General features: G+C 44.7%; 21 protein-coding genes. 5 read left to right on the top strand and 16 right to left on the bottom strand.

The features are described 5' to 3' along the window. Positions 1–52 precede the first annotated feature (52 nt). The 7 genes from MTR11_RS03205 to xerD all read right to left on the bottom strand — a co-directional run bounded on the left by MTR11_RS03205 (position 53) and on the right by xerD (position 8,785). Positions 53–304 carry a DUF1127 domain-containing protein gene (locus MTR11_RS03205; protein WP_085343981.1) on the bottom strand — a complete coding sequence of 84 codons (252 nt, stop codon included), beginning with the start codon at positions 302–304 and terminating at the stop codon, positions 53–55. 528 nt (positions 305–832) lie between these two features. Further along, positions 833–2,167, bottom strand: a complete 1,335-nt coding sequence (vpsR, locus tag MTR11_RS03200; protein WP_243327007.1) for a cyclic-di-GMP-binding transcriptional regulator VpsR — start codon at positions 2,165–2,167, stop codon at positions 833–835. Between the two features lie 244 nt (positions 2,168–2,411). After that, positions 2,412–3,929 carry a lysine--tRNA ligase gene (lysS, locus tag MTR11_RS03195; protein ID WP_005397328.1) on the bottom strand — a complete coding sequence of 506 codons (1,518 nt, stop codon included), beginning with the start codon at positions 3,927–3,929 and terminating at the stop codon, positions 2,412–2,414. Positions 3,930–3,963: 34 nt separating this feature from the next. Continuing rightward, a protein-coding gene (prfB, locus tag MTR11_RS03190) for a peptide chain release factor 2 (RefSeq protein WP_100068604.1) occupies positions 3,964–5,062 on the bottom strand; the annotation gives its coding sequence in 2 pieces (ribosomal slippage) (positions 3,964–4,986 and positions 4,988–5,062; 1,098 coding nt in all). Positions 5,063–5,235: 173 nt separating this feature from the next. Beyond that, positions 5,236–6,975 carry a single-stranded-DNA-specific exonuclease RecJ gene (gene recJ / locus MTR11_RS03185; RefSeq protein ID WP_243327006.1) on the bottom strand — a complete coding sequence of 580 codons (1,740 nt, stop codon included), beginning with the start codon at positions 6,973–6,975 and terminating at the stop codon, positions 5,236–5,238. A gap of 44 nt (positions 6,976–7,019) precedes the next feature. Beyond that, positions 7,020–7,808: a bifunctional protein-disulfide isomerase/oxidoreductase DsbC gene (dsbC, locus tag MTR11_RS03180; protein WP_012842135.1), complete on the bottom strand. Its 789-nt coding sequence runs from the start codon at positions 7,806–7,808 to the stop codon at positions 7,020–7,022. A 59-nt stretch (positions 7,809–7,867) separates the two neighbouring features. After that, the gene (gene xerD / locus MTR11_RS03175; protein WP_005397336.1) at positions 7,868–8,785 is read right to left on the bottom strand and encodes a site-specific tyrosine recombinase XerD; all 918 of its coding nucleotides are present in this window, start codon (positions 8,783–8,785) and stop codon (positions 7,868–7,870) included. A gap of 158 nt (positions 8,786–8,943) precedes the next feature. Between xerD and fldB the strand changes: the two genes are divergently transcribed. Further along, a complete protein-coding gene (fldB, locus tag MTR11_RS03170; RefSeq protein WP_005397338.1) occupies positions 8,944–9,462 on the top strand; it encodes a flavodoxin FldB in 519 nt (172 codons plus the stop codon). An 85-nt stretch (positions 9,463–9,547) separates the two neighbouring features. Here the strand turns inward: fldB and brnQ are convergent, their stop codons facing one another. Then, positions 9,548–10,858, bottom strand: coding sequence for a branched-chain amino acid transport system II carrier protein (brnQ, locus tag MTR11_RS03165; RefSeq protein WP_006742676.1), 1,311 nt, complete (start codon positions 10,856–10,858; stop codon positions 9,548–9,550). Between the two features lie 330 nt (positions 10,859–11,188). Here brnQ and MTR11_RS03160 point away from each other — a divergent pair, with 330 nt between their 5' ends. Then, the gene (locus MTR11_RS03160; RefSeq protein WP_243327005.1) at positions 11,189–11,908 is read left to right on the top strand and encodes a tRNA1(Val) (adenine(37)-N6)-methyltransferase; all 720 of its coding nucleotides are present in this window, start codon (positions 11,189–11,191) and stop codon (positions 11,906–11,908) included. A gap of 107 nt (positions 11,909–12,015) precedes the next feature. Next, on the top strand, positions 12,016–13,239 hold the full coding sequence (srmB, locus tag MTR11_RS03155; RefSeq protein WP_005396291.1) for an ATP-dependent RNA helicase SrmB: 1,224 nt from the start codon (positions 12,016–12,018) through the stop codon (positions 13,237–13,239). Between the two features lie 109 nt (positions 13,240–13,348). On the opposite strand, the gene yaaA is transcribed toward srmB, so the two are convergent. Then, positions 13,349–14,125, bottom strand: coding sequence for a peroxide stress protein YaaA (yaaA, locus tag MTR11_RS03150; RefSeq protein ID WP_012842137.1), 777 nt, complete (start codon positions 14,123–14,125; stop codon positions 13,349–13,351). Between the two features lie 111 nt (positions 14,126–14,236). After that, positions 14,237–15,670: an alanine/glycine:cation symporter family protein gene (locus tag MTR11_RS03145; protein WP_005396293.1), complete on the bottom strand. Its 1,434-nt coding sequence runs from the start codon at positions 15,668–15,670 to the stop codon at positions 14,237–14,239. A gap of 721 nt (positions 15,671–16,391) precedes the next feature. On the opposite strand from MTR11_RS03145, the gene MTR11_RS03140 reads away from it, so the two are divergent. Continuing rightward, the gene (locus MTR11_RS03140; protein ID WP_005396294.1) at positions 16,392–16,577 is read left to right on the top strand and encodes a DUF3545 family protein; all 186 of its coding nucleotides are present in this window, start codon (positions 16,392–16,394) and stop codon (positions 16,575–16,577) included. Positions 16,578–16,811: 234 nt separating this feature from the next. Here MTR11_RS03140 and MTR11_RS03135 read toward each other — a convergent pair whose 3' ends face one another. The 3 genes from MTR11_RS03135 to nfo form a co-directional block, all read right to left on the bottom strand. Beyond that, positions 16,812–17,363, bottom strand: coding sequence for a hemerythrin domain-containing protein (locus MTR11_RS03135; RefSeq protein ID WP_005396296.1), 552 nt, complete (start codon positions 17,361–17,363; stop codon positions 16,812–16,814). A 112-nt stretch (positions 17,364–17,475) separates the two neighbouring features. Then, entirely contained in the window at positions 17,476–18,156 is a 681-nt protein-coding gene (gene ung / locus MTR11_RS03130) for a uracil-DNA glycosylase (RefSeq protein WP_005396298.1), read from the bottom strand. Positions 18,157–18,439: 283 nt separating this feature from the next. Continuing rightward, entirely contained in the window at positions 18,440–19,327 is an 888-nt protein-coding gene (gene nfo, locus MTR11_RS03125; RefSeq protein WP_046873969.1) for a deoxyribonuclease IV, read from the bottom strand. Positions 19,328–19,654: 327 nt separating this feature from the next. On the opposite strand from nfo, the gene grcA reads away from it, so the two are divergent. Beyond that, positions 19,655–20,032: an autonomous glycyl radical cofactor GrcA gene (gene grcA / locus MTR11_RS03120; protein WP_243327004.1), complete on the top strand. Its 378-nt coding sequence runs from the start codon at positions 19,655–19,657 to the stop codon at positions 20,030–20,032. Positions 20,033–20,124: 92 nt separating this feature from the next. On the opposite strand, the gene MTR11_RS03115 is transcribed toward grcA, so the two are convergent. The 3 genes from MTR11_RS03115 to thrB all read right to left on the bottom strand — a co-directional run bounded on the left by MTR11_RS03115 (position 20,125) and on the right by thrB (position 23,133). Further along, complete coding sequence (locus tag MTR11_RS03115) at positions 20,125–20,784, bottom strand: NADPH-dependent FMN reductase (RefSeq protein ID WP_243327003.1); 660 nt, start codon at positions 20,782–20,784, stop codon at positions 20,125–20,127. Positions 20,785–20,899: 115 nt separating this feature from the next. Then, positions 20,900–22,180, bottom strand: a complete 1,281-nt coding sequence (gene thrC / locus MTR11_RS03110) for a threonine synthase (protein WP_243327002.1) — start codon at positions 22,178–22,180, stop codon at positions 20,900–20,902. After that, positions 22,177–23,133 carry a homoserine kinase gene (thrB, locus tag MTR11_RS03105; RefSeq protein WP_243327352.1) on the bottom strand — a complete coding sequence of 319 codons (957 nt, stop codon included), beginning with the start codon at positions 23,131–23,133 and terminating at the stop codon, positions 22,177–22,179. The genes thrC and thrB overlap by 4 nt, the downstream gene beginning before the upstream one ends.

The following is a 23,133-nucleotide window of genomic DNA, read 5'->3' as shown; positions in this document are numbered from 1 at the left end:
TAAGCGTGTTGAATGACTCGATAGCAACTCAGTCAGTCCAACACGCTAACGATTACGTCATTATTCGCGACGTTAAAACTCGACGAAGGTGACGAACTCGACGTTCAACTTTTACTGCATCCGGAACATTGGCGCGTGTGGAACGACCATCGCTATCTAAACCAATATCTCTCAATAAATGAACATTCGTCCATGGAACATCATGAGCAGTGCGGCGTATGGTTCGCTGCCATTCCTTTTCTTCGCGTTTAAGGTCTGCTTTCAATAGCAAAGTTGCCAGTTGTAGGTAAATAGAGTGACGCATAATATTTTCTCCGATTATCGATGTATTCGACTGGGAAAAATAGTGCGTAAAATGAACAGAGGTGTTCTGTTGATACTAAGCCGCTACTTTTCCGCAGCCTAGTAATAAATAAGATAGGTTACGGATTAATTTTTATCTTGTGAGCCAGTGGTATTGGTATCATCCGACTTAAGAGTCATCGGAGCGATAGGCATACGATCAGCGCAAGCAGTGGTGTTAACAACGTAATGTTTCATCTTGCGCCTCCTAGCTAAAAATTAATCCGTTTATGAAAGGTATAACTCATTGAGTTACGGTTAAATTGTAAGCTTTGATGAATATATATCAAACACTTTTTGTCTTTTTGATTAAAAACAAACCAATACACCGCAATTCAGTTTCATATACTTTTCTATATAACATATTCACCTAGAGAATATATGAAATTACGGATTTTATAAATCAAACTAAATACAAAACAAAAAGAGCGTCTTTGTAGCCGCTCCTTCACTGATATTCATTCACCAATTTAACTTCAGAAAGAACAAATTACATGGCTTGATCAGAAATCAAATTATGTTTGTTCAGTAGTCGATACATCGTCGCGCGTGAAACACCAAGCTCCTTCGCCGCATTCGAAACTTGACCAGAATGAGATTCCAAAACAACCAGTAACGCGTCACGCTCACTCTTCTCACGAATCGATTTCAAACTACGCTTTGAGTCATTACGCTGAGGCAAATCTAGGTGATGCTCTTCAATCATTACGCTGTCAGACATCAGAACCGCTCGTTTCACTTGGTTCATCAATTCACGTACGTTACCTGGCCAGAAATAACGTGTCAGTGCCTTGAGTGCATCCTCAGAAAAGCTTTTTGCTTGCGAGTTATACTCTTTAGAAAACTCTTGTAAGTAATAGCGCGCTAACAAAGGAATATCGCTCGCGCGCTCTTTTAAGCTCGGGACATTAATGCGTAATACGTTAATGTAGTGATAAAGCTCTTCATTAAAATCTCCGTCAATCAAGGCTTTTTCTACATCTGACGAGTTAGCAGCAAGGATGCGCACATTGACCGCTTTTACACCATCTTTGGTATCAATGGTGCCTTCTTGCAAGAATCTCAGCAGATTCATTTGCTGCTCTTTTGAGATAGTAAGAATGTCATTAAACAGCACCGTACCGCCATCCGCTTGTTCGAGCATGCATGCTTCCATATCTTCATCGGCATTGATACCAAACACTTCCGCCTGGAAACGTTGCTCATTGAGTGCGCGACAGTTAATTGCCATAAACGGTTTATGAGAACGTGAAGAGACTTTGTGGATAGCGCGAGCAACCGCTTCTTTACCTGTACCACTTTCCCCAGAAATCAGAATACTGACGTCCGTCGGACCGATTCTCTTTACTTGATCGCGTAAACGCTTCATCGGGATAGATTCACCGATCAGCCCCATGTCTAAGCTGCTACCAAAACTAGGCCAAACTTTTTTCTCCAACTTGAGCATACCAAGCTGGTGACCAATCGTGCTTAAAAGCTGGGCATCCGGGATTGGCGCAGTGAAAAAGTCGATACAAAAGTTAACAATGAACTGGCATATAGTGTCAGTGCCAAGCTGAGATTCACGAATAAACGCTAACCAACGCACGTGTTTGTGAGAACTGACTAAGTTCGCCAAACCGTTCAAGCTGAATTCGTCATGGCTGAGATCGACAATACCGATACATGGACCAATATCCTCTAACAACGTATTAGCTTTGCGTAAGTCACCCACTTGGTGACACTTCCAGCCCACTTGCTCAAGTACTGATAACCAAGGCTCATAAGTACCGCCAACTACCACAAGCGATCCCGGGATGGAATCCATCTTAAACTGCCCAGCCATTCTCTAACCCTTTTTCATTGTTAATAGAAATTTTGCGCCACAAACCTATCTTTGCGAGCGGGTAACATTATCGAGACTCCGCGCCCCCACGTCTGTCTCAGTATTAAGACTATGCAATAGATTGAGATTTGGCGAATGTTTATTTGCATATCCTATTAAAAAGCAAATGCAACAACTTGAACTTATTTAACTAAAAGGCATAAAAAAACCACCCGAAGGTGGTTTTTTTGATCATCCTGCCAAATTACGCTTGTGGGCGCATTGCTGGGAATAGGATCACGTCACGGATAGTGTGCGTGTTAGTCAGTAGCATAACCAGACGGTCGATACCGATACCTTGGCCTGCCGTTGGTGGTAGGCCGTGCTCTAGTGCAGTGATGTAATCTGCATCGTAGAACATAGCTTCGTCATCACCAGACTCTTTAGCTTCAACCTGTGCTTTAAAGCGCGCGTCTTGATCTTCTGCATCGTTAAGCTCTGAGAAGCCATTCGCCACTTCACGACCGCCGATGAAAAATTCAAAGCGGTCTGTAAAGAACGGGTTGTCATCGCTACGGCGAGCCAATGGAGAGATGTCCGCTGGGTAGCCAGTGATGAACGTTGGCTGCATTAGCTTAGGTTCTGCTGTTTCACCGAAGATTTCTTCTAGAAGCTGACCACATGTCCAGAAGTCTTCTACTTCAACATGTACTGATTTCGCGATAGAAACCATCAGCTCACGGTTTTGTAGATCTTCTTCGGTTAGCGCTTGGATTTGCGCGTGATCTGGGTTGTACTGCTTGATTGCTTCAAACATGCTCATACGAGTGTAAGTGCCACCAAATTCAACCGTTTCATCACCGTAAGGCATTGATGTTGAACCTAGAACTTCTTGCGCTACCGAGCTTAGTAGTTCTTCAGTAAAGTCCATCAGATCTTTGTAATCCGCGTACGCCATGTAGAATTCCATCATAGTGAATTCTGGGTTATGACGTGGAGAAAGACCTTCGTTACGGAAGTTACGGTTAATTTCGAATACGCGATCGAAGCCACCAACCACTAGACGCTTCAGGTACAACTCAGGTGCAATACGTAGGTACATTGGCATGTCTAGCGCGTTGTGATGCGTGATGAATGGGCGTGCACTTGCACCACCAGGGATCACGTGCATCATCGGCGTTTCTACTTCCATGAACTGTTTTGAGATCATGAAGTTACGAATTGCAGACATTACTTTAGAACGTACAATAAATGCTTTACGTGAATCTTCGTTCACAATCAGATCAACGTAACGCTGACGGTAACGCATTTCTTGGTCAGTAAGACCGTGGAACTTCTCAGGAAGTGGACGAAGTGCTTTAGTTAGCAACTCGTATTCTTCCATGTTCACGTATAGGTCACCCTTACCAGATTTGTGCAGCGCACCTTTAACACCGATGATGTCACCGATATCAAGACCTTGGTATTTCTCTTTTAGCTCTTTTTGTACGTCTTTAGCAGCGTAAGCTTGGATACGGCCAGATGTTTCTTGAATTACTAGGAATGGACCACGCTTAGCCATAATACGGCCAGCAATTGCAACCACGTGGTTAAGCTCTTCTAGCTCTTCCTTCGTCTTTTCACCGAACTCTTTTTGAAGGTCGCCCGCTAGTGCGTCACGACGGAAGTCGTTTGGGTGGCCGTTTGCTTTGCAGCTCTTTCGGATTTCATCCAGTTTAGCGCGGCGTTCAGCAATCAGCTTATTTTCTTCTAGTACAGTTTCGTTTTGAACAGCATCAGTCATTTTCGATGTATCCTGTTTTTGTCGGTGAAAAGCTTTATAGGCCTGATTTCAGGCTAGCTTCAATAAATTTGTCCAGATCGCCATCAAGAACCGCTTGAGTATTACGGTTTTCAATGCCCGTACGGAGGTCCTTAATACGTGAGTCATCCAATACGTAAGAACGGATCTGGCTACCCCAGCCAATGTCAGACTTAGCGTCTTCATTAGCTTGTTTTTCCGCGTTTTGCTTTTGCAATTCAAGCTCAAATAGCTTCGCTCGAAGCTGTTTCATTGCCTGATCTTTGTTCTTATGTTGAGAACGGTCATTCTGACACTGAACCACAGTGTTCGTTGGTACGTGCGTAATACGTACCGCAGATTCTGTGGTGTTGACGTGCTGACCACCTGCGCCTGACGCACGGTAAACGTCGATGCGTAGGTCAGAAGGATTAATGTCGATGTCGATGTTTTCATCAATCTCTGGATAGATGAACGCAGACGCAAATGACGTATGGCGACGGCCGCCTGAATCGAACGGAGATTTACGAACAAGACGATGAACGCCCGTTTCAGTGCGCAACCAACCGTACGCATACTCACCAGAGATGCGAACTGTTGCCGACTTAAGACCCGCGACTTCACCTTCAGAGACTTCAATCACTTCAGCTTTGAAGCCCTTCGCCTCTGCCCAGCGTAGGTACATACGCAGCAGCATGTTGGTCCAGTCTTGTGCTTCCGTACCACCAGAGCCAGCTTGCAAATCGATGTAGCAATCTGAACTATCATGGTCACCCGAGAACATACGACGGAATTCAAGCTTTTCTAGCTTCTCTTCCAACTCAGCAAGTTCTGGTTCAATTTCGTCAAATGTTTCTTGATCTTCTTCTTCTACAGCCAGCTCAAGAAGACCTTCTACGTCTTCTACACCTTGCTCTAGTTGATCAATAGTTTCAACAACCGCTTCTAGCGATGCACGCTCTTTACCCAGTGCTTGTGCACGTTCAGGTTCGTTCCATACATCAGGTTGTTCAAGCTCTGCGTTGACTTCTTCTAGACGCTCTTTCTTCGCGTCATAGTCAAAGATACCCCCTCAGGACATTTGTGCGCTGAGACACGTCCTGCAGACGGTTTTTAATTGGATTGATTTCAAACATGTTTACTCAACATTTTAGAATAGAATTTAACCGAGAAATTCTACTGAAAAATGTGACCGAGATACAGGAAAATTTCGGATGAGAAATCAGATTGCGGTTAGAGAGAGCACGGTCATAAAATTTTACACCCTCTTAGGGGCAACCGTACTCTATAAGAAAGGTTAATCTAGATATTACTTAGCTTCGATATGATCGATCATCAATTGCAGTGATTGATTACCACGAAATTCATTCACATCCAATTTGTAAGCTAAACGTACCGTTTTAACTGATGCATCCGGCCAGCGACGCAAATCGATATTAAATGCAATGCCGTCGATCATCACATTGGTAGGGTGACCTTTGTAAAGCGGCTCTAACATCAATTTAAGATGCTTCTCACCCACCAGCTTTTGATGCAACACTTTAAACTCACCATCAAAGATTGGTTCAGGGAAGGCTTGTCCAAAAGGGCCACCAGACCGCAGCTGTTCAGCGACATGCATAGAGAATTCTTCAGGCTTAAGTTCACCATCTGACATGATCACGCCTTTTAGCGCCGCTTCATCGAGTTCCTTTTTTACCACTTCATCAAATAAACGGCTGAAACGTTCGAAATCCTGCTCTTTAATTGTTAAGCCTGCCGCCATCGCGTGACCACCAAATTTGATGATCAAACTTGGGTTTTGCGTGTCGATGAAATCCAACGCATCACGCATGTGTAACCCCGGAATAGAACGACACGAGCCCTTAATTGTCCCTTCTCCGCCATCAGCAAATGCGATGACTGGACGGTGAAACTTCTCTTTGATGCGCGAGGCCAAAATACCAATCACACCTTGGTGCCAATCACGTTGGAACAAGGCTAATCCGTAAGGAAGCTCACTGCCTTCACCAAACTGGAGACGCTCGCAGAAAGCCATCGCTTCTTGCTTCATGCCTTCTTCAATCTCTTTACGAGTTTGGTTCAAACCATCCAGTTCACTTGCCATACGACGAGCGGCGTGAATGTTGTTACACATCAACAGTTCAACACCAAATGACATATCATCAAGGCGACCTGCAGCATTGATACGAGGACCTAAAGCAAAACCAAAATCGGACGCCACCAAACGACGCGCATCGCGCTTCGCGACCTCAATCAATGCTTGAATGCCAGGGCGCGCTTTGCCCGCACGAATACGCTGAAGGCCTTGGTGCACAAGAATGCGGTTGTTTTCATCCAGTGGGACAACGTCGGCGACGGTACCCAGTGCAACAAGGTCAATCAGTTCCATCAACTTAGGCTCTTGCATGCCCTGCTCAGCAAACCAATTGTGTTTTCGCATATGAACGCATAGTGCCATCATGAGATAAAATGCGACCCCGACACCAGCGAGCGCTTTAGACGGAAAATGACAGCTCTCAAGGTTTGGGTTCACCATTGCATCTACATCAGGCAACACTTGTCCCGGTAAATGGTGGTCGGTAACGAGCACGGTAATACCGTTTTCTTTTGCGTAACGCACGCCTTCGATTGATGACACACCGTTATCTACCGTCATGATCATCTCAGCGCCAAGCTCTAATGCTTGGTCAACGACTTCTGGGCTTAACCCATAACCGTCTTCAAAACGATTCGGTACTAGGTAGTCCACATTGTGACTACCAAGCATACGCAGCGCGAGCACCGACAATGCAGAGCTCGTCGCACCATCAGCGTCAAAATCACCGACAACGATGATGCGTTTTTGTTCTTTTATTGCCTGAAACAAAAGCTCGACAGCTTGCTCAATCCCCCCGAGTTTTTGGTAAGAATGCAAACCACGAGCTGACGTTTCTAGTTGCGCAGGATCCGTAATCCCACGGTTGATGTAGATACGTTTGAGAATCGGAGGAATGGAATCAGGAAGAAGGGAAAGATCAGGTTCAGGATGTCGTTGAATTTCTATCATGCTTGAAAAGAGCCGGCGACTTTGCCGGCTCTGCTCCTAAAGGATTATTGTTGCTTTAAACGTTTCAATAGCTCTGCAGGTGGTAGGTAACCGCCAACCATTTCGCCATTCGGTAAGAAGATCGCTGGCGTACCAGAAATTCCCAATTGGCGACCTAGATTGTAATGTGATTGGATGGTTTCTTTACACTGTTTTAAGTCTTTCGCAGGGTTATCAAACGTACGATTCACTTTCGCGTTGTGCATTGCCGACTTTGGATCTTCAGCACACCAAATCGTCGCCATTTGCTCTGCCACTGGGCCAGTAGCACCTTGGCGAGGGTAAGCCATGTAACGCACTGTAATGCCTAGATCGTTATAGCCTTGCATTTGGCTGTGCAGACGCACACAGTAACCACAAGTGATATCAGTAAATACCGTCACTGCATATTTTTCATCGTCGGCTTTGTATTCAATCATGCTATCGGAGAACTGCGCGATTTTCTCCGCATTAAGCGGCGCTTGGCGCTCTGCAATGACATCTTTGTAACTACCATCGTCGTTGATGGCATAAAGCGTACCGGCGATAAAATGGCTACCATCATTTGAAGCAAACAAGATCCCGCCATTAGTTTGGATTTCCAATAAACCAGCAACTTCTGATGGCTGAATATCAACGATAGATAAACCAAGCTTTGAGAACTTAGTTTTTAATGCTGCTTCATCAAAACTGCTTTGCGCAGCTGGTGCCACTTGCTGTGCAGGAGTGTCCGTTTTAGCCTGACTTTCTTCTGCACCACACGCGGTAACAAAAAATGGTAAAGTCAGCAGAGTTAGTCGGCGTAATACGCTCATGAAATTCACCTTAATATAAAATCGTTTTTCCAAGAAGACATGGATGAATCTAACCATTGTTATGCTCTTGGGTGGTGTTGACTGTGGATCTGCTTCAATCGTTCAGTCGCCACGTGAGTATAAATTTGCGTGGTCGATAAGTCACTATGTCCTAATAGCATCTGTACGACCCTGAGATCTGCGCCATAGTTCAATAAATGCGTGGCAAAGGCATGACGCAGTACGTGCGGCGACAACTGTTCAGTGTCAATCCCTGCTATCAAAGCATAGTACTTAATACGGTGCCAAAACGTCTGACGAGTCATTTGCCTTGCGCGTTTGCTAGGAAAAACAATATCAGATGATGTATCACCAAGTAACGCAGGGCGCCCTTGTTGAATAAACGTCTCGATCCAATCTACCGCGTTCTCCCCCATTGGCACTAAGCGCTCTTTACCGCCTTTACCTGTGACACGCACAACACCTTGACGCAAACTTATGTTTTCCATAGTTAAACTGACCAATTCCGTCACACGCAAACCAGTCGCATACAGCAGTTCCAGCATCGCTTTATCCCGCAATTCCACAGGATCATTCGGGTCTGGCGCTTCGAGCAAGGCGTCCACTTGCTCTTCACTAATATCTTTGGGCAAGCGTTGTGGCAGTTTAGGACTGACCAAGAGCGCACTCGGATCATCAGCACGTACTTTCTCACGATGCAGATATTGGAATAAACGGCGAATTGCCGACAACATACGCGCACGGGACGTCTGCTTGTAATCCAAGTCTACAAGGTAGCTTTGGTATTCTTGCAAGCCAGACAAACTAATGAAATCAAGACGGTAGCGATGTTTCTCCATCCACGTGAGCAGTTTCATCAAATCATTTCGATAGGAAGCCAACGTGTTCTCTGATAGCCCACGCTCCATCCACATCGCATCTAAGAATTGCTCAACAAGCGAAAAGTCTTGTTGATTGACAGGCTGTTGTGCCGTCATGAACGCTTCCTTATCTGTTTATATTTACAGTATTTAGATTAAGGCACCTACCGATCCAATACCATAAAAAAATCATCCCGCTTAGGATATTCGCTGCAATCTTCCTCAATTTATGGTTAGAATCTTCCACAACAGCAACACAAATAACGATGAATATAATGAAAATCGGACTCTTTTACGGCTCAACGACCTGCTACACCGAAATGGCAGCAGAGAAAATTCGTACCATTATTGGTGAAGACCTTGTCGACATTCACAATGTGAAAGAGACACCGTTATCACTAATGGCGGACTACGACTTATTACTCCTTGGCATCTCAACTTGGGACTTTGGTGAAATTCAAGAAGATTGGAACGCGATTTGGCAAGACATCGCCACAACACCATTAAAAGGTAAAGTTGTCGCGCTGTTTGGTCTGGGTGACCAAGAAGGCTACGGTGAGTGGTATTTGGACGCGATGGGCTTACTTCACGATGAATTACAAGCAACCGGCGCAACCTTTATCGGTTACTGGCCAAATGAAGGCTACGAATTTGAAGCATCGAAAGCACTGATTGAAGATGGCAGCAAGTTTGTTGGACTAGCGTTAGATGAAGACTCGCAGTACGAACTGAGTGATGAGCGCATCGAAAAATGGTGTGAACAAGTTCTTGTGGAGTTCCACGACACACTTTAATAGTGTGAACGCTTCAAAGATAAAAAATAAAAAGCCCGATGAAGTCATTCATCGGGCTTTTTAATATCTTGATAGTGCGAAGTTATTACGCTGTTTCTTGTGCTAGCTCTGGACGAGGTTTCGCGATGAAGAACATGCACACAATAGCCGCAAATGTTGGAAGCACCCAACCCATGCCCACTTCGAATAGTGGCAACATGTTAAACGCAGAAACATCAACACCCGATACTTTTGCCGCATCAACCAACGCAAACAGCAAAGATACAAGCAGTACCGCGCGGTAAGCAAAACGTGGATTTGGCAGTTTGCTGCGTACAAATGTTAGTGCAACCAACGCAATCGCCACAGGGTACAGCGCAAACAATACTGGCACTGACAGAGAAATCAGTTGTGCAAGGCCGACATTCGCAACCAACGCACAAACAGAACCGTTAATCAGTACCCATTGCTTGTATGACAGTGGCGTTTTCGAGCTGAAGAAGTCTGAACACGCAGAAATCAAGCCAATAGCCGTTGTCAAACACGCTAGTAATACAATGACAGACAGAACGATTTGACCGTATGGACCAAACAGCGCTTGAACGTATTGGCTAAGTACCAGACCACCGTTATCTGCACCAGCAGCAACAGTTGCACTCGTCGCGCCCAAGTAGAATAGTGAGATGTAAACAAACGCAAGACCGGCAGCGGCAATACAACCTGCATAGATCAGATACTTAGTGGTTGCAGAACGCTCAGTAATGCCTTTACCGCGCAGTGCATCAACCATCAGCATGCCAAACATCAATGACGCGAACGTATCCATTGTGTTGTAGCCTTCTAAGAAGCCTTTGGTCAATGGTTGCGTTAAGTACTCACCGTGCGCGCCCAGCATGTCACCTTGAGGATCAATAAATACCGCGACAGCAAGAATGATCAAACCCACGAACAATGCCGGCGTCAGTACTTTACCGATAAGATCAATCAAACGGCCTTGGAACCATGAGAACATCATCGCCGCAATAAAGAAGATCACTGAAAATGCAGTGAGATGCGTTTGTGACGCTTCGAGGAAGAAAGGTTTCACCGCCATCTCGTAAGCCACTAGGCCAGTACGAGGCGCAGCAAACGCAGGACCGATGATGATGAAGATCAACGCAGCCATAATAACCGCTGCTTTTTTCGGAAGGTCTTGCGTTAAGTGATCCCAAGAACCACCAGCAACAGCAATAGCAACGATAGTAATAAGAGGTAGACCTACCGCTGTTAGCAAGAAACCAAACATCGCTGGCATTAAGTTTTCACCGGCTAGCTGACCCGCTAGAGGTGGAAAGATGATATTGCCCGCACCTAAAAAGAACGCAAATAGCATAAAGCCTACTGCGATAATATCTGTTAGTTTTAACGTCTGCTTCACAGATAACCCTTGTCTTTTAATTAATGAATGTTGTGTATGCTTAGACCACTTTTTGTATACCTAAAGTCAATAAGTATACGTGGTTCAATCTATAAAATTTTCGCCGCATAATGACGAAAGACTCATCATTTGGCAACCTTTAAGAAAAAAACACCATATTAATTTAGTTTTCAAACTTAAAAGCAGTGGATATAACCAGATCTAAATAACAGACCAGTTCTTTATCTCGATCAATTAACAATACAATTTAATAACCAACAAAACAACAATCTATACAATTAAGAAACAATAGAGAAATTCACTTAATTATTGAGCAAACATAAAACAATCATGAAGAGCAAAAAACTGAAAACTAAAGGCTTCAATTTTAAGCAATTTTGTATTGAGGGCGGCGAGAGTGGTATGCCCGTCAGCACTGATGGGGTCATGCTTGGTGCTTGGATTCAAAGCCCGAACAACGCTCAAATTCTCGATATTGGCACTGGCACCGGGTTGCTTGCCCTGATGTGTGCCCAACGCTTTACAGAAGCTCAAATAACCGCGGTCGATATTGAATTAACAGCCATTGAAGCTGCGCAAAAAAATGTGGTTCAGTCGCCTTGGTCAGATCGTGTGAGTGTGCATCATTCCGACATACTAGACTTTACGCCGACGCATCCATTCCAACGCATCATTTGTAATCCGCCCTACTTCAACAGCGGCGAGCAATCGAAACACAGTCAACGTGCAACCGCGAGGCACACTGATACGCTACGCCACAACGCATTGCTACAACGTTGCTATCAGTTGCTTGATGAACAAGGGAAAGCTAATTTTGTGTTACCAATCACCGAAGGCGAACGGTTTATTGAACTAGCATTACACCAAGGTTGGCATCTATCGCGAGTCTGTCGTGTACAGCCATCAGAAAAGAAACTGCTACATCGACTGTTATTTGAACTGGCGAAGCAGCCTTGCGATACTCAAGAATCACATTTAATAATTCATTCGCATGACGGTTACAGTGACGATTTCGTCCAATTAACCCGCGAGTTTTATCTTAAGATGTGAAATAACATGTGATCCTTATCACCAATCACTTTATAATGTGCGACCTTTTTGTATTCTATGCTGTTGTGGCGAACCATTAACCAAGCTTTGCTTGTGGAGAACTCATTGTGATCAGAACCTTTGCTGAACTTGATCTAGACCAAAACCTACTTGAAGCCATTGAAGAGATGGGTTACGAACGCCCAACAAAAATTCAGGCAGAAGCGATTCCACAAGCGTTGGATGGTCGTGACATTCTAGCGTCAGCGCCAACAGGTACTGGTAAAACGGCAGCCTTCGTTCTGCCAGCATTGCAATACTTGCAAGACTTCCCTCGTCGCAAGCCTGGACCTGCGCGTATTTTGATCCTAACGCCGACGCGCGAATTGGCGATGCAAATCGCTGATCAAGCACGAGCTTTGGCAAAAAACACTAAACTGAACATTTTCACCATCACAGGTGGTGTTCAATACCAAGAGCACGCCGATATCCTTGCGACAACACAAGACATTGTGGTTGCAACGCCTGGCCGTTTAAAAGAATACATTGATGCAGAACGTTTTGATTGTCGTGCAATCGAATGGTTAATTCTGGATGAAGCAGACCGTATGCTAGATATGGGTTTTGCTCCTACTGTCGATCGCCTATCTAACGAATGTCGCTGGCGTAAGCAAACCCTTCTGTTCTCAGCAACGTTAGAAGGGAAAGGCGTAGAAGGCTTTACCGCTGATCTGTTGAATGATCCAGCAGAGATCGATGCAAAATCGCCACTGCGTGAGCGTAAGAAGATTGCTCAGTGGTACCACCGTGCTGATGATGCAGAACACAAGCTTGAATTACTAAAACACATTATTACTCAGCAAGCAGAACGCACCATCGTCTTCTTGAAGACACGTGAGCGTTTGGCAGAGCTACGAGCGCAGCTTGAGAGCGCACAGATTCCATGTTCTTGGATTCAAGGTGAAATGCCTCAAGATCGTCGTAACAATGCGATTTCTCGCTTCCGCGATGGTACTGTGAACGTGCTGCTCGCAACGGACGTCGCCGCACGCGGTATCGATCTTCCGGATGTGTCACACGTTATTAACTACGACATGCCACGCACGGCTGATGTTTACCTTCACCGTATTGGCCGTACGGCTCGTGCGGGTAAGAAAGGTAATGCTATCTCTATCGTAGAAGCACACGACCAACCAATGATGGATCGCGTTGCACGTTACGTGAAAGAAGACATCAAAGAGCGTTTCGTGAAAGAGATGCGTCCAAAACACAAAAAACCTGTGTTTAAGAAGAAAAAGAAAAAAGAAGACAAGAAGAAGCCAGCGAAAAAGAAAACCGCTAAGAAGAAGTAATCTTGTTTGGGCGAAATAGCCTAAGCTAAAACATAACAAAGGGTTGGCACTGCCAACCCTTTTTCGTTTGTGTTTATTGAGATTAACGTAGACTACGTCTCAATCAGTTTTAGTTTTGCTCTTCGCGTTTAAATACTAACTCTGTTGGTGTCGATTCATCTTCAACAAAGTAGTAACCCGCCGTATCAAACTTAGTCAGGTCTGCCACGCTCTCAATACGGTTTTCGATGATGTAACGCGCCATCATGCCGCGCGCTTTCTTCGCGTAGAAGCTGATGACCTTGTATTGGCCATTCTTACAATCTTTGAATACTGGCGTGATCACTTGCGCATCTAAGTTCTTTGGCTTCACCGCTTTAAAGTATTCATTTGATGCCAGGTTGATAAGCACATTATCACCTTGAGCAGAAATCGCTTCGTTAAGCTTATCCGTAATCACATTGCCCCAAAACTGGTACAAGTTTGTGCCCTTGTCGTTTGCAAGCTTGGTACCCATTTCAAGACGGTATGGCTGCATCAAATCGAGTGGTTTTAGTAAACCATAGAGACCAGACAACATGCGCAAATGATCTTGGGCATACTCGAAGTCCGCCTCAGATAAGGTTTCGGCGTCTAGTCCTGTGTAAACATCACCTTTAAACGCTAGGATCGCTTGTCGTGAGTTTTCTGTGGTAAACGTTTCACTCCACTCTTGAAATCGCCCAACATTCAAATCGGCAATCTTGTCGCTCACTTTCATTAAAGAGGCAACATCAGCAGGAGTCAGTTTGCGGCAAACATCGATAAGCTCTTTTGAGTATTCGACCAACTCAGGTTGAGTAAATTTTTCTGTCGCTAACGGAGACTCGTAATCAAGAGTCTTCGCTGGAGAAACTACGATAAGCATGACTTTCCCTTCTCTAATTCTGTTTTTTAATAGGGTACAAAAAAAGCCATGCATTGTCTGCATGGCTTTTTACATCGTACTAATAGCTTTCAACTATGAGTGATAGCTCACTTAGTCTTTTTTATCGTTGTACCAAATGCCTTCTTCAAGCTGAGATTTCAGCTCAGGGAAGTCATTCGCATCAAACGTTGGTACTTTACCTTCACCAAGTTGGCGGTTGTAATCTTTTGCTAGCTTAATCACGATGCCAGATAGCAAGATGATTGCCACCAAGTTGACTATCGCCATCAGCCCCATCGAAACATCAGCAAGTGACCATACGACTGGGAGCGAAGCAAGTGCACCAAACATCACCATACCAAGAACAACAACGCGGAAAATGCTTAGGCCCGCCTTATGGTTGTGCTCTAGGAAGATTAGGTTCGTTTCAGCGTACGAGTAGTTCGCGATGATTGATGTAAATGCAAAGAAGAAGATTGCCACGGCAACAAAGATGCCACCCCAATCACCAACTTGCGAGCTCAATGCACGCTGAGTTAGCTCGATACCCGTCACTTCTGTTGCTTGACCGACATACTCACCTGACATCAGGATGATAGCCACTGTCGCTGAACAGATAACGATCGTATCCATAAATACACCTAGCATCTGAACATAACCTTGAGATGCAGGGTGTGGTGGGTAAGGCGTTGCTGAAGCCGCCGCGTTTGGCGCAGAACCCATACCCGCTTCGTTCGAGAATAGACCGCGTTTAATACCGTTAATCATTGCCTGTGCAATCGCGTAGCCAAGACCACCAGCCGCCGCTTCTTGCAGACCAAATGCACTCTTAAAGATAAGCATTAATACATCAGGTAGCTTCTCTAGATTAGAGAACATGATGAACAGTGCTAGAGCCAAGTAAAGCAGCGCCATGATCGGAACGATCATCTCTGCGACTTTTGCGATACGCTTGATACCACCGAAAATTACAATCGCAGACAGTACTACAACCGCGATACCAACGTACAGGTCACTCCAACCAAATGCGGTGCTCATTGCATTTGCAATTGAGTTAGCTTGTACGGCGTTGAATACCAAACCAAAAGCGATGATTAGGAAAACTGAGAACAATACGCCCATCCAACGCATGCCCAGGCCTTTTTCCATGTAGTAGGCAGGACCACCACGGTAGTTGCCATCATCATCTTTGGTTTTGTATAGCTGCGCCAGAGTACTCTCTGCAAACGACGTTGCCATACCAAGCATTGCGATCAGCCACATCCAGAAGATCGCGCCAGGACCACCTGCAGTCAATGCAACTGCAACGCCCGCCATGTTACCTGTACCAACACGTGCAGCAAGACTAGTACAAAGCGCTTGGAAAGAAGAAATACCAGCTTTGTCTGCTTTACGACTGTTCTTAAGAACAGAGAACATGTGGCCGAAATGGCGGAACTGAATGAACCCTAATCGAACGGTGAAGTAAATACCAACACCAACAAGAAGATAAACCAGAATCGAACCCCAAAGGAGATCGTTCATCAAATTGATTAAGTCTGTCATGTGTACCTCAAAGTGAGTTGCGCCGGTCTATGCGTCCAAGCCATCCACCAAATTGCCTGCTAAGTGTCAAAGTGTGCTTAGCTTTTTAAGTAATGTTTATGGGCAATCTAGAATCGTAAACGTCGCTTCATGCATCCATTTTACGTACCAGCGTATTTTTTGACGGGCGGATAATGCAACCTAGGAGCGCAAAAATCAATATGCAATCATGATAATAACATTGTTATTTTTCACTATAAAGTCACCAAAAAATAACATAAATGGAAGACTTAACACCCATAAACCGCAACATTTCAATTACCAAATGCCAACATAAATAATTATCGCCCACCAAACAGAACGGAGACCCATATAATTAAGACCAAGCTAGTATTCACAAGGTGTTACATAAATTTGCTCTAGTGCCTTACCATCTAATTGAACACTATTTCATCAAACTGGTTTTATGCAACTTTGACCTTTGCACTGTCCCCCCACTCGTCAAATCGAATTAACATTGAAAATCTCTCTATTTAATCGTTTTCTTGAGATCGTTTGTGCATTTTTTAGCCATCACATTGCAATGAAAAGTGTGATTTTGAGAATATTTTTGCACGAAAATGTCATGCTACCGACACAAATGCGAAATATATCATGGTTATTCTCACGGCTATTGTGGTACTTAAAAAACTCCACAAGGACTGGTTACAACAGTTTAGCTTAAGAAAGGTAAAGGTGGCTTATGGAAGGCTTTCAACTAGATGACATTTTTAATCTGGATACTACCTCAACAACCAAATCTCGTGCCAAACCAGTAAAGCGAAAGTGGCGTGAAATAGAAGAGATGAACGACAGGCGCAATTTGCTTAAAGAGCTACGCGAACTTGATGCCTGTACCGACTACAACTTGGAAGACATTAAACTCTAATTCAAACAAAAGGCACCTTAAGGGTGCCTTTTGTTTTTGTTTACAGTAACGGTAAACGACTTGAGTTTAAGCGCCAGGATTTGAGTATGAGTACCGTTATTACTCAATAGGAATTTTCCTGTCTTTTGGTTGAGAAGCGCAAAAGATAAATTTGCGTCCAATTCTCAATAAATAAGAAATGCAGCTAACAAACCCGAGTGATACTTTCGCTCACTCAGGTTTTATCGCACACACTTAAACATACTCAGCATCACTTTGACGCACACGTTCAGCTAACTGTTTATAACGATCGGCAATAGTGTCACCAAAAACTGGGTCATCTTCGCTGACGCTCCATAAGCTTTCAACATGCTGCCAATCTTCGGTAGTGAACAGCTCCTCAATGAGAGGCAGGATTTTTCGCTCCTCTAACTCCAAGTGGCGTCTTTGTGATTCAATGAAGTCCTCTAGGTGGGCCACAAACATGTCTTGAGGCACAACAGCATCCTGCAGGATCATCTCTATCAAGGAAGCAAACTCTTTGGTTTTACTTGCTAACTCTTGGTGTTCTTTCTCTAAGTTTTCCATGGTCTGTTGCTTACCATAGTGCTCAAGAAAGTGGTGATAGAGAATATCTTCTTTCGGATGGTGAACTTTTTCTGAATGATTAGAGAGGTAATCAACTATCTCGCTTACTAATGCGTAGTTGATCGCACGTTCTTCTTTTATCTCATTAAGTTTATGTCGCAGTATCGCCAACAGACGAACCATATAACCGTGTTCGCGTCGAATTCTTTCGATCATCATAGCGTCTCTCCTTAACACCTACTTTTAATAAGTGTACATGAGAAATTTGCCATCAGCCTCGAGCGTGCTCAAAAAAACAGCGATAATGGCAGCATTATCGCTGTCTCTTCTTTTATACAGTTAATGGCAAATGCCAGTTGATTGGTGCTTTTCCTTGCGAGGCAAGTAACTGGTTTGCTTGAGAGAAATGCTTACAACCAAAAAAGCCTCGGTGTGCTGAGAGTGGTGATGGATGTGGTGCGGCTAACACATGATGTTTATTGCGATCAATAAAGCGCCCTTTCTTCTGAGCGTGAGAGCCCCACAATAAAAACACCACGCCTTCCTGATGCTGGTTTATCGCTTCAATCACTCTGTCAGTGAACGTTTCCCACCCCGTTTTTGAATGTGAATGCGCTTTACCTTGCTCAACCGTCAATACTGTATTGAGCAACAATACACCTTGCTCTGCCCAGCTTTGTAAGAATCCATGCTGAGGGATCTGGAATCCTTCAATATCTTGAGCCAGCTCTTTATACATATTAACGAGTGACGGTGGCGTTTTGATTCCAGGAAGAACGGAAAAGCACAAACCATGCGCCTGATTTGGACCATGGTATGGGTCTTGTCCCAGAATCACTACTTTAACATCGTTAAACTCGGTAAAACGAAACGCATTAAAGACATCTTTCGCTGGCGGGAAAATCGCTTTGCCTGCGGCGCGTTCTGCTTCTACAAAATTCAAAGTGTCTACAAAGTAGCTCTGTTTTTTCTCTTCGCCGATCACATCGTGCCAAGTGGGTGACTGATTCATGGAAAGTTCCTGTCCTAAATTTTGCTTCTATTCTAACGAGCGAAACCCAAACAAACAAAAACTTACCACGAACTTGAGAACAGTAATAAAAGACTAATGCTTCTGTGGCGTTCGAAAATGCCCCTGTCCGGTAATGTGACGATTAGGCATCGGCAAACGAAGCACGCGGCGGCTATATGCGTAAGAAGCAAAAGAGAGTGGTCGAGACATAGTGGCATCCTTCTTTCTTAATTCAAATTGACTTAAGTGACTAAGAAAGAAAGGTGCCAACTCTGTGATCACATCATTGGTTATCTATCGCCGCTAGATGAAACTGACGCAGTGCGTTGATTTCTTGCTGCCAGATGTCCGGATCAATTGTTTCTAAAATCAGAGGGATGCCATCAAATCGAGGGTCTTTCGCGATGTACTCAAAGCAATCCCACCCGATCTCTCCTTTGCCTAATGAGTGGTGGCGATCCACTTTGCTGGCAAACTCAACTTTTGAATCATTTAGATGCATTGCTCTTAAATAGTGCATCCCAACAATACGGTCGAATTCAGCAAAGGTATGCTCACAATCCTCTTTAGTACGCAGATCGTAACCGGCGGTAAACGTGTGGCAAGTATCGAGACATACACCAACACGTTCTTTGTCTTCCACTTGATCGATGATTTCAGCAAGATGCTCAAACTTCCAACCTAGGTTTGTACCCTGACCTGCCGTATTCTCGATTACCGCGATCACATTCGGCACCGCTTTGTGCGCAAGATTGATCGACTCAGCGATCGTCGCTAAGCACTCCTGTTCCGAGACTTTCTTTAAGTGGCTCCCAGGGTGAAAGTTCAGCAACGTTAAACCCAATTGATTACAACGCTCCATCTCATCGATGAATGCAGCGCGTGACTTATCCAACTTATCCGCTTCTGGTGCACCTAAGTTAATTAGATAAGAGTCATGGGGAAGAATATGTTCTGCGCCGAAACCCAGCATTTTACAGTTCGCTTTAAACGCACTGATGGTTTTTGCTTCTAAAGGCTTCGCCACCCACTGGCGTTGGTTTTTTGTAAATAGTGCGAACGCATTCGCGCCAATTTCGCGAGCTCTCAACGGCGCTTGATCGACCCCACCAGCAGCAGAGACATGTGCACCAATGAGTTTATTCCCAAGCTTGTTTTTCATGTTTGTCATTTAATCACTTTAGACTTTCAGTATTGCTACCTAAATACAGATAGTTGCGTTAATTAGTTTAAACTTTAAGCTCAATTTGTAGTAAATTTACAACAAAATGAGTTATTAAATATTTTTTTATATTATCAAATAAATTGTAATTAGTTTGTTTTCAAAGGATTTATTGATTTAACTCAACAAAATCACCTTAATAAAAATAATGTTTTTGGTTGTTTTTTGACTTAAATCAATATTAAAATAGTGGATATTAGCTATATAATACTCAGCTCAACGAAAATTCGAAAATTAACACCAATAATCACCACGTAAGTGGTCTAGGAGATAGTGATGATCCAAGGTATCCAAATTACAAAAGCGGCAAACGACGACCTACTAAACTCTATCTGGCTATTAGATAGCGAAAAAAATGAAGCTCGTTGTGTTGCTGCAACTGCTGGCTACGAAGCAGACCAAGTTATCGCAATCAGAGATCTAGGTGAATACGAAAGCCGTGAAGTAGCAATCGAAACAACTCCTCGCATCGAAGGCGGTCAACACCTAAACGTGAACGTGCTTAAACGCGAAACACTAGAAGATGCAGTTGCACACCCAGAGAAATACCCACAGCTAACAATCCGTGTTTCTGGTTACGCAGTACGTTTCAACTCGCTAACTCCAGAGCAACAACGTGATGTCATCGCTCGTACTTTTACTGAGACGCTATAATCTCAATAAAATCGACTTACTCACATTTAAAAAGCTTGGTCTCAATGGCCAAGCTTTTTTTGTTTTTCCATGCATCTAACCGTTCTGTTCCTTTACGGAGCATTTCTCTGTGACGGTTCCTTCTTAAACACTTCAGCCAATGAGGTTGGGTCAAGCCTTTCTCTTTGCAACGACGCTCCTTCTGCCCACCAAATCAATTGATGTATGGTGCGATTCATATAGCTGTCCCACTGCGTCTGCTGCAATTCATCCGCAACGACACCCTGTTCGTCAAACACTTCTTGCGCTTTCGGAATGTGAATCATCGCCGAGACAGGTAAACATCCAAGTTCAGATAAGAAGGTACGCATCGACACTGCAGCTCGAACACCACCCCATTGTCCAGCAGAATAGGTCACGATAGCACTTGGCTTATAAGAAAACAGCGAACTACCAAAATGGTTAAGCATATTAGCCAAGGCAGGACTCATCGAATGGTTATATTCCGGACTGACCATCACGTACCCATCGGCACTTTTAATTTTGTCTGCCAGTTCTCTCAAGTGGGCTGGTACTTTAGCGCGATGGTAAGCAAACTCAGGCTTAAACACGTCGTCAAAGTCGTAGTTCAATGGGTCAATGATTTCGACGGTATGTTGCGAATACTGATTCTTAAACAACGTTTCACAAGCTCTACTCACTCGCATGCCCGAGCGGGCTGGTCGTGGCGGTGTGCTGTCCCTTACTGAGCCTAGAAAAATCAAAAAATGCATGCTTCTATTTCCATCTTTAAGTTCGTTTCTCAATCATAAAGAGAATCGAGACTTACCGACAATAAAAAAGGCGAATGATTGCTCATTCACCTTTCGTCGTTCATCATTTTAATAATTACTGTACGCGGCGCAGCACTTGTTTCAATGCATCAAAGTCTGCGTCTAGCTCTTCCGATAGCAGTTCCATCGCTGCGTGCTTCGCTAGCGGTGCAGGAAGCTCGATGTCTGATTCTAGAATATCATCCACCACTTCTTTGAACTTCGCAGGGTGAGCAGTACATAGGAACAGACCGGTTTCACCTTCTTGCAGTTGCTCTTCAAGAACGCGGTAAGCAATCGCACCGTGCGGTTCACATAGGTAGCCCAATGAGTACAAGTCTTTCACAGATTGTGCGCTTTGCTCATCTGAAACCGCGCCTTTACCTAGTGTCTCTAGGCCCCACTCTTTCACTCGGCAGAGCTCTTCAATACGCGGCCAGTTGTTCGGTTGACTTACATCCATTGCGTTCGATGTCGTTGCAACCGTTGGTTTTGGCTCCCACTTACCTGTTTCTAGATAGCGCGGAACCGTGTCATTAGCGTTAGTTGCAGCGATAAAGCGTTTGATCGGCAGACCCAGCGCTTTTGCCAGTAGACCTGCCGTCAGGTTACCGAAGTTACCACTTGGTACAGACACTACTAGGTTTTCACGCTCTTCCTTACTCATTTGCGCGGCTGCTTCAAAGTAGTAACAGATTTGCGCCATCAAACGGCTGATGTTGATTGAGTTTGCAGAGTTCAGGCCGATCTCTTCACGCAGTGCGGAATCATCGAAAGCTTGCTTAACCAGTGCCTGGCACGCATCGAAGTCGCCATCGATCGCGACAGTGTGAATGTTCTTGCCTAGCGTACAGAATAGCTTCTCTTGCAGTGGGCTAATCTTGCCTTTCGGGTAAAGAATCACAACGTTGATGTCTTCCATACCATAGAAAGCGTGCGCAACGGCTGCGCCAGTATCGCCAGAAGTCGCAGTCAGAATGGTGATCTTGCCACCGTCCGATACCGCCGCAAGAGATTGCGCCATAAAGCGACCGCCAAAATCTTTAAATGCCAGCGTTGGACCATGGAAGAGCTCTAACGCGTAAACACCGTCTTTGACTTGATTGATTGGCGCCGGGAATTGGAACGCTGCGTCCACAAGCGCGTTGACTTGCTCTTCCGCCAGCTCATCACCGATAAACGCTGATAAAATCTTAGTGCTACGAGAAACAAAGTCTTCTGCCAGTAGCGCATCAACGTCTTCAAACTTTGGTAATTCCGATGGGAAAAATAGACCTTGGTTACGGCCTAACCCTTGGCGAACGGCTTGGCCAAAGGAAACTTGTTCATCATTTTCTTTTATATTGTAAAGCTTCATAGCTCACTTCCTGTTACTTTCGAACCCTGCTTATCTAGACGACAAACGTGGACGAATCCTTCTTCGTTTTGTACGTAGTTCTGTTCTAACCAGCGAGCAACTCGCTCAGCGACATCTTTCTCTTTGCAAATACTGAACAGTGTTGGACCACTGCCAGAAATACCGGTTGCTAACGCACCTGCTGATGCAGCGTATTGACGTGCATTCGCAAAGCCCGGAAGCAGTTTCTCACGATACGGTTCTGCGATCACGTCTTTGATCATTTTTGCAGCTAGCTCTGGCTGACCAGAATGACACGCATGAATAAAGCCCGCAAGGTGACGACCATGAGCGATGATATCTTGTCGGCGGTATTGAGATGGTAGGATCTCACGCGCTTCTGCTGTTGATACTTTGATACCCGGATACGCCATCACCCAGTACCAATCATCAAAACAAGGCACTTCTTGACTGATGATATCAAGCTCTTCAAGCATCAATTGCACACCGCCAAGGTAACACGGCGCGACGTTATCGTAGTGAATACCACCCGAGATTTTGCCTTCCATTTCCCCCATCAGTGCTAGCAGCTCAGTCTCATTCAGCGGTTGAGCATGGAATCGGTTTAAGGCATCCAGCGCCGCCACGATAGAACATGCACTTGAGCCTAGACCTGAGCCTATTGGCATGTTCTTTTCTAGCGTCATTTCAAGTGGTTTTAGCTCAACACCTTTTTTGTCTAGTTCGCGAGCAAACACCACCCAACAATCGTAAACGATGTTTTCTTTTGGCTCTGTAGGCAACTTAGAGACAAAATTACCCGCAGTTTTCAGACTGAACGGCTCAGTCCCTGCCTTAACTTGCACTCTGTCACCTAGCAAGGTTCCATCCACTGGGGACACCGCCGCCCCCAATACATCAAAACCAACACTTACATTACCAATTGATGCTGGGGCATAAACCACTACATCCAT

This window comes from Vibrio sp. CCB-PB317, from assembly GCF_022808245.1.
Classification (GTDB): domain Bacteria; phylum Pseudomonadota; class Gammaproteobacteria; order Enterobacterales; family Vibrionaceae; genus Vibrio; species Vibrio diabolicus.
This window is presented reverse-complemented; position numbering and strand designations above follow the sequence as displayed.

Excerpts from the sequence above, each read along its gene's own strand:
- yaaA (WP_012842137.1), bottom strand. The coding sequence starts at position 14,125 with ATGCTTATCGTAGTTTCTCCAGCGAAGACTCTTGATTACGAGTCTCCG.
- MTR11_RS03205 (WP_085343981.1), bottom strand. The coding sequence starts at position 304 with ATGCGTCACTCTATTTACCTACAACTGGCAACTTTGCTATTGAAAGCA.
- fldB (WP_005397338.1), top strand. The coding sequence starts at position 8,944 with ATGAAAATCGGACTCTTTTACGGCTCAACGACCTGCTACACCGAAATG.
- nfo (WP_046873969.1), bottom strand. The coding sequence starts at position 19,327 with ATGACAAACATGAAAAACAAGCTTGGGAATAAACTCATTGGTGCACAT.
- thrC (WP_243327002.1), bottom strand. The coding sequence starts at position 22,180 with ATGAAGCTTTACAATATAAAAGAAAATGATGAACAAGTTTCCTTTGGC.
- MTR11_RS03115 (WP_243327003.1), bottom strand. The coding sequence starts at position 20,784 with ATGCATTTTTTGATTTTTCTAGGCTCAGTAAGGGACAGCACACCGCCA.
- recJ (WP_243327006.1), bottom strand. The coding sequence starts at position 6,975 with ATGATAGAAATTCAACGACATCCTGAACCTGATCTTTCCCTTCTTCCT.
- ung (WP_005396298.1), bottom strand. The coding sequence starts at position 18,156 with ATGAATCAGTCACCCACTTGGCACGATGTGATCGGCGAAGAGAAAAAA.
- dsbC (WP_012842135.1), bottom strand. The coding sequence starts at position 7,808 with ATGAGCGTATTACGCCGACTAACTCTGCTGACTTTACCATTTTTTGTT.
- MTR11_RS03145 (WP_005396293.1), bottom strand. The coding sequence starts at position 15,670 with ATGACAGACTTAATCAATTTGATGAACGATCTCCTTTGGGGTTCGATT.
- MTR11_RS03160 (WP_243327005.1), top strand. The coding sequence starts at position 11,189 with ATGAAGAGCAAAAAACTGAAAACTAAAGGCTTCAATTTTAAGCAATTT.
- grcA (WP_243327004.1), top strand. The coding sequence starts at position 19,655 with ATGATCCAAGGTATCCAAATTACAAAAGCGGCAAACGACGACCTACTA.
- MTR11_RS03135 (WP_005396296.1), bottom strand. The coding sequence starts at position 17,363 with ATGATGATCGAAAGAATTCGACGCGAACACGGTTATATGGTTCGTCTG.
- vpsR (WP_243327007.1), bottom strand. The coding sequence starts at position 2,167 with ATGGCTGGGCAGTTTAAGATGGATTCCATCCCGGGATCGCTTGTGGTA.
- thrB (WP_243327352.1), bottom strand. The coding sequence starts at position 23,133 with ATGGATGTAGTGGTTTATGCCCCAGCATCAATTGGTAATGTAAGTGTT.
- MTR11_RS03140 (WP_005396294.1), top strand. The coding sequence starts at position 16,392 with ATGGAAGGCTTTCAACTAGATGACATTTTTAATCTGGATACTACCTCA.
- xerD (WP_005397336.1), bottom strand. The coding sequence starts at position 8,785 with ATGACGGCACAACAGCCTGTCAATCAACAAGACTTTTCGCTTGTTGAG.
- lysS (WP_005397328.1), bottom strand. The coding sequence starts at position 3,929 with ATGACTGATGCTGTTCAAAACGAAACTGTACTAGAAGAAAATAAGCTG.